Genomic DNA, 7,893 nt, shown 5'->3' on the forward strand with positions numbered 1-7,893 from the left:
GACCAATCCGGAGCTGTTTCGCGAGACCGTCGCGTCCAATGGCGAGAATCTGGTACGCGGCATGAAGATGCTGGCCGAGGACATCGCCGCCGGCAAGGGCGACCTGAAGCTCAGGCAGGCCGACTACTCGCCCTTCGAGATCGGCAAGAACGTAGCGACGACGCCCGGCAAGGTGGTCGGCCGCAGCGACGTCGCCGAGATCATCCAATACGATCCGGCGACCGAGACAGTGCTCAAGCGCCCCTTGCTGATCTGCCCGCCATGGATCAACAAGTTCTATATCCTCGATCTCAACCCACAGAAATCCTTCATCCGCTGGGCGATCGAGCAAGGCCATACCGTCTTCGTCATCTCCTGGATCAATCCAGACGAGCGCCACGGTTCCAAGGGTTGGGAAGCCTATATCCGCGAAGGCCTGCAATACGGCCTCGACATGGTCGAGAAGGCCACCGGCGAGAAGGACGTCAACGCCATCGGCTATTGCGTCGGCGGCACGCTGCTGGCGGCGGCCCTGGCGCTGCTGGCGCAGGAAGGCGACAACCGCATCAAATCGGCGACCTTCTTCACCACGCAGGTCGACTTCACCCATGCCGGCGACCTGAAAGTGTTCGTCGACGAGGATCAGGTGGCGGCGGTCGAGCGCTCGATGAACGAGAAGGGCTATCTCGACGGCACCAAGATGGCGACCGCCTTCAACATGCTGCGCTCGGGCGACCTTATCTGGCCCTATGTCATCAACAACTACATGCGCGGCAAGGATCCCCTGCCCTTCGACCTCTTGTACTGGAACGCCGATTCAACCCGCATGGCGGCGGCCAACCATTCCTTCTACCTGCGCAACTGCTATCTCGAGAACAATCTGTCGCGCGGCACGATGGAGCTTGCCGGCCGCACCGTCTCGCTGGCCGATATCAAGATCCCCGTCTATAACCTGGCGACCAAAGAGGATCACATCGCGCCGGCGCTCTCGGTGTTCCTCGGCTCGCGCTATTTCGGCGGCAGCGTCGAGTATGTGATGGCCGGCTCCGGCCACATCGCCGGCGTCGTCAATCCGCCGACCGCGAACAAGTACCAGTACTGGACGGGCGGCAAGCCGGTGGGCGACTTCGGCCAGTGGTTCGCCTCGGCCGTGGAGCATCCCGGCTCCTGGTGGACGCACTGGCAGCACTGGGTCGAAACCCAGAACAACGCGCGCGTGCAGGCGCGCAAACCCGGCAAGCATATGAAAACCTTGGGGGATGCGCCGGGCACCTATGTCAAGGTGCGCGTGTAACAGACTGTAATGTCTGGTGAGTTGACGGCCCGTCAAAACAGGTCGAAATGGTGGCGTCAACTATCTGGTGGCTTCAATTCGCCTGGAAAAAACGATTACTTCCGAGGCTTGCAGATTTGACACAGGTCCCGTTTCCGGTTTGGGAACAGAACAGTCGTAGCGAGGGGCGTAGAACGCTGCGGCGATGACGAGCCGGCCGGCTACCGAGGGGGAATTTAGTTTTGAAGTCAGGTGGTTGGCGTCTCGCGCGGAGGGAAGGTCGCAGCATTGCGGCAGCGCTTTTCTCCGTGCTTCTGGCCTCCTGCACCTCCGCCGGCGACCCCACCATGTCGGTCGGCATGCCCGGCTATAATGCCACCTCCACCGAGATGAGCGCTGCAACCAGCGCCAAGCCAGCAACATCAACCGATTCGTCGCTGCAGGTGACTTCGGCCTCTTCGGAGGCGATATCGACCGTAATGGGTGATGGCGACAAGCCCTTGCCTGAAAAGGTCGCCTACGTGCCGGTGACGAAGCCGGGATCGGCCTTCCCTATCAACGTGCCGGCCGGTGCCGACACCGTTGCCGGCAACACGCCGCAGCCGCTGGTTCAGCCCGCGCAGACAGCCGAACAGACACAGGTCGTGGCCCAGCAGGTCGCTGCTGGCGACGCCGCCGCGACCGCGCCCAAGCCGCAGGCTGAAGCGGCGGCCGCGCAGCCAATGAACAACGGCGTCTACGTGACGGCGGGCGAAGCACCCCAGCAGCAGATCGCCGCGCCGAAGAAGGGCCTGTTTGCCTCGCTGTTCAGCACCACGCCGGCCTCGGCAGCCCCAGCGCCGCTGGTCAACGCGCGCTCGGGCGAGCAGCCGGCCGTTGCCAAGGCGACTGCGCCCGCCAAGCCGATCATCACGCTCGCTTCCGCCACCCCGGCCGAAAAGCCGGTGCAACTGGCCTCGCTCGACGATCCAAGCAATCACATCACCGGCGCCGATGCCTTGCCCGGCGTGCGCCAGACCGCGCTGTTCGAGATCAAGCGCAAATCCGGCATCGACGATGAGAGCGACGTCGACCTTAACGAGGACGAGGGCGGCTCCTACCAGGTGGCGTCGGCCGCCGGCATGGCGAGGCTGGCGCCCAATGGCCTGCTGAAGCAGAACGAAAGCGTCGACGTCGCCTGCCTGAAGCCGTCGCTGGTGCGCGTGCTGAAGACGATCGAGGGCCACTATGGCCGCAAGATGGTCGTCACCTCAGGCTATCGCGACCCGGCCCGCAACCGCCGCGCCAACGGCGCCAAGAATTCGCTGCACATGTACTGCGCCGCCGCCGACATCCAGGTTCCCGGCGTCTCCAAATGGGAGCTGGCGAGCTACATCCGTACCATGCCCGGCCGCGGCGGCGTCGGCACCTATTGCCACACCGAATCCGTCCATGTCGACGTCGGCCCCGAGCGCGACTGGAACTGGCGCTGCCGCCGGCGCGGCTAGCGACGGCGGCGGCTTACTTCTGCCGGCCGAGGCAAAGCACCGAACATCCCGGAAGATTACGCGAGGCCGAAAACCGCGCCTTTGGCTCGCCGAAAGAGCGGTTTTTGCCACTCTAGAAAAAAGTTGTCGCAGGCAGCGGCAGACGGGTTGCCGGCTGCGAACAACGCAATTATAAGCCGCTTCATCTGAGCGCGCCCATCGTCTAGCGGTCAGGACACCGCCCTTTCACGGCGGTAACAGGGGTTCGATTCCCCTTGGGCGTACCAGCAAGCACTTTGCTGGCAATCTCCCTTCGCTGTCCAATTTATGGCCAATATCCCTCCCGGCTTTGTCGGCGCGGGCGATACCTGTCACGCTCCCGCTCCTCATGCGAAATAGAGGGGGAAATGTGAACTGCCGTTCTTTGCCTGGCTGCTGCGGCTCTCGCCGGCTGCTCTAACAGCGAACCCCGATATGAGGTTTCACAGAGCTCGGCGTCTTCGCCGACCCTTACAACTCTCAGCAGACTACAATCCTCCTGCTGATTGCCGGACTAGCTATCTATGTACTGCTGCGCGGAGGAGACCATGGGTAAGCATTTCAGCGACGAACAGATCGAGGAGTTCCTCAAAGCCTACCTCGCGAGATTTCCTGACGCCGTAGAGCGGATGGAGTGCGTGATGTTGAACCCGTTTGAAGACAACGATGGGTTGATGTCGCGGAACTTCCGGGAAATTTATCAGGTTGCACAGTCGATGGAATTCTTCACGGCATATGCCAAGAACGAGCCGAGCGCGATCCATCATCTAGTTAGAGACGTCGCGCGACGCGTATCTGCCGGGCTGGGACCTATAGAATCAAGAAAAATCAAATACTGAGAAGCTGAGGCCGAGGCTCGTGCTGCTGGCCAGCGGAGAGCAAAGCGATGACAATCTTATATTAGCAACCTATTGTATTTCTGCCGAAGCAGGATCATGCTTGGAGAGCGGGCGGAGGGAGGCCACCAGAGTAACCGTGGTTTGAAGGGGTTAGGTCTATGGAAGCTGTTTGTTACGTTCCCAGCGCATTCTGTCAGTTGTCATTCCTCATCAGCGTCGCGATGACGTTTCTCGTCATGACACCGTTCGCGGCCACGCGCTTGCTGGTGTTGAGGATGCGCAAGCATTCCATGGGAGAGCTTCAGCCCTCTTGAGAGAGGGGGTTCCGATGCGAACGTTTATGCTCATCCTTGTCGCGGTTGCCGCGTTCTTCGCATGGGACGGGCTGTTGAACGATGGCCGGTATACGGATCAGATATTCAATCTCGAATTCCGGCAAGCAGCGCTCAGTCTGCCGAGTGACATTTCCTACGGCTACGAAGGCAAGTTCAACCGCTGACGCATTGAGGCCGGCCCAGTATGCCTGCCTTGCACCGCGCGGCATTTTTTGACCTTGGGAAAAGCCGCAGTCGGCGGCGTGAAGCTCGTGTCCGAGCTCGTAACGGTTATGACCGACCGTGATGCGAATTTCGTCCAGATGGCCGTTCATCGGGTCGCCGCCGAATTGCGAATTGCCGATCGAACTTCGCCTGCGGAAACGAGCCATGTCTACTCAAATTGACGTATGCCCTCCCGTAAAGACAACCTTTGGTACATGTGCTAATAAAGAAATTGCTAATAAAGATCGATCTTACAGGAGGATGCAATGCCGTCCTTGAGGTGGGTTGCTGTTGTCGCGCTTGCCGCGACGCTCAACAATGCGACACCGATAGCCGCCGCCGAAACAGTCGGCAAGGCAGTCGTGATCAAGACTGCCGTCACCGGCGCAACCGGACCGCTGGTGGTCAGCGCACCCGTTCACCGGGACGAACGTATCAGGACATCCAATACCGGGCTTGGCCAATTCGTGTTCATGGATGGCACCAAGCTGGCGGTAGGGTGGGGTTCCTCCGTCGTCATCGACAAGTACGTCTTCAACGATGATAATTCGGTGAAGAACCTTACCATCCGCGCTGCCAAGGGAACGTTTCGCTGGATAAGCGGAAGTTCGTCCTCGTCCGCCTACCAGATCGTCACGCCTGCAGGCACGATAGGCGTGCGGGGAACAGCATTCGATGTTCACATCGCGCCCAACGGCAAAACCGCCGTCGTGCTCCTGAAGGGGTCGGCTCGGTTCTGCAGCGGTGGCGGATGCCGGGAACTGAAGCAGCGTTGCGATTGTGTGGTCGCGTCGCCATCAGGCGCTATGAGCGACGTTACCAAGGTCAATCGATCTGTGCTCACCGCACTCGGCACCCAGCGGGCGTTGCCGTTTCTGACCGGCACTCAGCAGCTTTCGGGAGGCTTCGGTACGGGCGGAAATTGCGGGCTTACGGCCGCCATTCAGCAGGAGCATACGCCGCGGCCGCAGCAGCAACGGGCGCCCAGTCCACCCAGTCCGGGCACACCCAATCCGCCGGACCCGCCGGACCCGCCGGCCCCGCCAACGGATGATGGCAACAACGGTCATGGAAATGACCCCGGCAAGCACGACCCCAGCAATCCCGGAAAATCCTACGGTCCTGGCAAGAAGGGATAGGGCGGCGGCAAGAGCAACGGATAGCTGCTCTTTTTCCTGGCGCTTCCGCTATTCGGCTTCGCTGGCCGGTCGGGGCTAAGTGCTTCTAGATCGGTGTGGCCGAACTCATTGCCCTTGAAGAGCAGCGAGCGCGGCGGTCAACTGCCCTGTCCAAATGCAGGTCAGGAGTTGGAGCCGAATTGTTGCTCCGCATAGCCGGCATTCGCTTCCGCCGCCGCACCCGCCCGTTTGGCAAGAAAATCATCCGCTCTGCGCGATATCCTGCCATAGAAGTCCTGCAAGCCCGCCGGCAGGCCCGCGGCCTTGGCTTTGGCCGCCGCGATGATCTTTCGGCTGCCAGGCGAGCGCGAACGCAACGCTTCGACGAGCTTGCCGTGCAGAAGCCGCAATTCCGCAAAATCCGGCGACGAGGCAACACTTTCATCGCCGACGACGGCATTGATTCTCGTCCTCGCCCTTTTTCCCTTGAGCTCCAGCGATCCCGCGTCGAGGAAAGCCCAGCCTGGCAGCGATCTTACGGTGTCGTCGGACGCGAGGATGTCGAAGCTCACCGTCTTGCACACCGTCTCGATACGCGCTGCGGTGTTCACTGCGTCGCCCACCGCCGAATAGTTGAATCGCGACTCAGCACCCATGTTTCCGACGCAGGCGACGCCGGTATGGATTCCGATGCCGATGCGAACCGTCTGCTCGGCGCCGAATCCGAATGCGTCGCTTTCGTTGAGGCGAGCAATCGTCTCGCGCATGGCCAATGCCGCGCGAACGGCTTTGGCGGGATGATCGGCGACATCGATCGGGGCATTCCAAAAGGCCATGATCGAATCGCCGATGAACTTGTCGAGTGTGCCTTCGTTGGCGGTGACATGACGGCTGAGCGCGTCGAGAAGCGTGTTCAGAAACCGCACGACGGCGGTGGGCGGCAGTCTTTCGCTGATCTCGGTGAAGTTGCGTACATCGACAAACATCACGGTCAGCTCGCGGTCGTCGCCGCCAAGACGAAGCGCGTCGCGGGTGTGCTCGATACGGTAGAGCAGCGATGGCGACAGATATTGACCGAAGGCCCGCCGGATCGCGCGCCGCTCCCGGTCAGTCACCAGGAAGCGGAAAGAGGTGGTCGCGAAATGCGTGATCGAGCCCATGACGATTGGCGCAAACGGGTCGAACAGCAGTCCCGCAAGCGAAAAGGCAAGCCATGATGCGACGAGCGCCATACCGGTGATCGCCAGGCCGCAGGCGAGAGCAATCGCGGGGCTTACGAAAATCGTGAGAAGCACCAGAAGGCTGCCCAGCATCGCGATCGACGCGATTTCCAGCCCGTTTGCCCAGTCGGGCCGCGACAGATAGTGGCCGGACAGTACCTGTTCAACCATCTGCGCGTGGAGCGAGACGCCCGGCACGTTCTCACCGAGCGCCGTGACACGAATATCCTGCAGCCCGGCGGAGGAGGTGCCGACAAACACGATGTTGCCCTCGATCGCGGCCCTTGTTTGGGGCGAGACGCCATTGGGTGCAAGCACGTCCTTCGCCGAAACATACCGTTCCGCCCTGTCGGGACTGACATAGAGCCAGAGTTCGCCTGCCGAGGTCACCGGGATAACGAAGTCGCCGATCTTGACGGAGGTCATTATGCCCTGCCCTTCCGGCGCGCCGGCAATCAGATAGGTGGAGGCGCCCTGCGCTACCCTCATGGCTTCGAGAGCAAGACCCGGATAAAGCTGCTCGCCATCAGTCAGAAAGAGTGGAGCTGTCCTCACGACAGCGGTCGATTTGCCTGGATTGAGGCTGATATGTCCGATGCCGGCGGCATTGGCCTCAAGCTGCGGCCGCAGCGGTGTGGCTGCCCTGATATGGGGAGGAGCATCGACCGGGCTCTCGCCCGTAAAGGCAATGCCAGCCTTCACCTGCGGATGATAGTTCCCTTCGTTGGAGATGCCGTAACCCAGGACAACCGGCTTGCCGGCGATCGACCGGGCGAAGATCTCGTCGTTGTCGGGCAGGCGATCGAGCAGGGCAGGATCGATGCCTGGCACGTCGCGGACAACACTGCGAGGCGACAGACGATCGGGTTCGGCGAAAAGGATGTCGAACGCGATGACTGCCGCGCCAAGCTCCGTCAGTTTGTCGACCAGAGCCGCCATGCGATCCCTGGGCCACGGCCACTGCCCGAACTGCCGCAATGAAGCCTCGTCTATGTCGACCACGCGGACGGGCATCGCCTCGAAGCTGCGAGGTGCCAGCCGCTGATATTGGTCGAACGTCGCTTCGCGGGCGAGTCTCAACGGCTGCGGGTCGCTCGCCCGGACAATGGTAAGCGCCGCTACCAGCGACAAGCCCAGGATGACACCGGCCAACTGAGCGCGTGTCATGACTTCTGCACCAGTTGCCGTGCCGCGAATCCGTCCTGCATGGTCCCGCCCCGGGAAGTAGCTTCTCGAACCCCAAGCCTAGGCTGCATTGTTCCCGGCGAATACGCAATCGCCAACCTAGCAGGCAACGCCGAAAGGCCTAGCGCCGGCTCCTGAGATTGAACAGGTTAAGTGAGCATGCGCACGCGCAAGGCTTCGAGTTGACTGGTGTTCTTTGCACTAGGAAACGGCTCGAAAAGCCACCCTCTGCGAC

General features: G+C 61.4%; 6 protein-coding genes and 1 tRNA gene. 5 read left to right on the top strand and 2 right to left on the bottom strand.

The genetic code is table 11. The annotated features are described in order from the left end of the window. The 4 genes from EN781_RS19105 to EN781_RS19120 all read left to right on the top strand — a co-directional run. On the top strand, positions 1-1,273 hold a 1,273-nt coding region (locus EN781_RS19105), incomplete at its 5' end, for an alpha/beta hydrolase (protein ID WP_145965549.1). Between the two features lie 326 nt (positions 1,274-1,599). Further along, positions 1,600-2,739: a YcbK family protein gene (locus EN781_RS19110; protein WP_245455454.1), complete on the top strand. Its 1,140-nt coding sequence runs from the start codon at positions 1,600-1,602 to the stop codon at positions 2,737-2,739. Positions 2,740-2,930: 191 nt separating this feature from the next. Beyond that, a tRNA-Glu gene (locus EN781_RS19115) sits at positions 2,931-3,005 on the top strand. Positions 3,006-3,305: 300 nt separating this feature from the next. Then, entirely contained in the window at positions 3,306-3,596 is a 291-nt protein-coding gene (locus EN781_RS19120; protein WP_126054245.1) for a hypothetical protein, read from the top strand. Between the two features lie 301 nt (positions 3,597-3,897). Here the strand turns inward: EN781_RS19120 and EN781_RS19125 are convergent, their stop codons facing one another. Next, positions 3,898-4,302, bottom strand: coding sequence for a hypothetical protein (locus EN781_RS19125; protein WP_126054244.1), 405 nt, complete (start codon positions 4,300-4,302; stop codon positions 3,898-3,900). Positions 4,303-4,401: 99 nt separating this feature from the next. Here EN781_RS19125 and EN781_RS19130 point away from each other — a divergent pair, with 99 nt between their 5' ends. Then, positions 4,402-5,274, top strand: a complete 873-nt coding sequence (locus EN781_RS19130; RefSeq protein ID WP_126054243.1) for a FecR domain-containing protein — start codon at positions 4,402-4,404, stop codon at positions 5,272-5,274. A 161-nt stretch (positions 5,275-5,435) separates the two neighbouring features. Here the strand turns inward: EN781_RS19130 and EN781_RS19135 are convergent, their stop codons facing one another. Continuing rightward, a complete protein-coding gene (locus tag EN781_RS19135) occupies positions 5,436-7,640 on the bottom strand; it encodes an adenylate/guanylate cyclase domain-containing protein (protein WP_126059059.1) in 2,205 nt (734 codons plus the stop codon). Positions 7,641-7,893: the final 253 nt, after the last annotated feature.

The organism is Mesorhizobium sp. M4A.F.Ca.ET.090.04.2.1, from assembly GCF_003999085.1.
Lineage (GTDB): Bacteria > Pseudomonadota > Alphaproteobacteria > Rhizobiales > Rhizobiaceae > Mesorhizobium.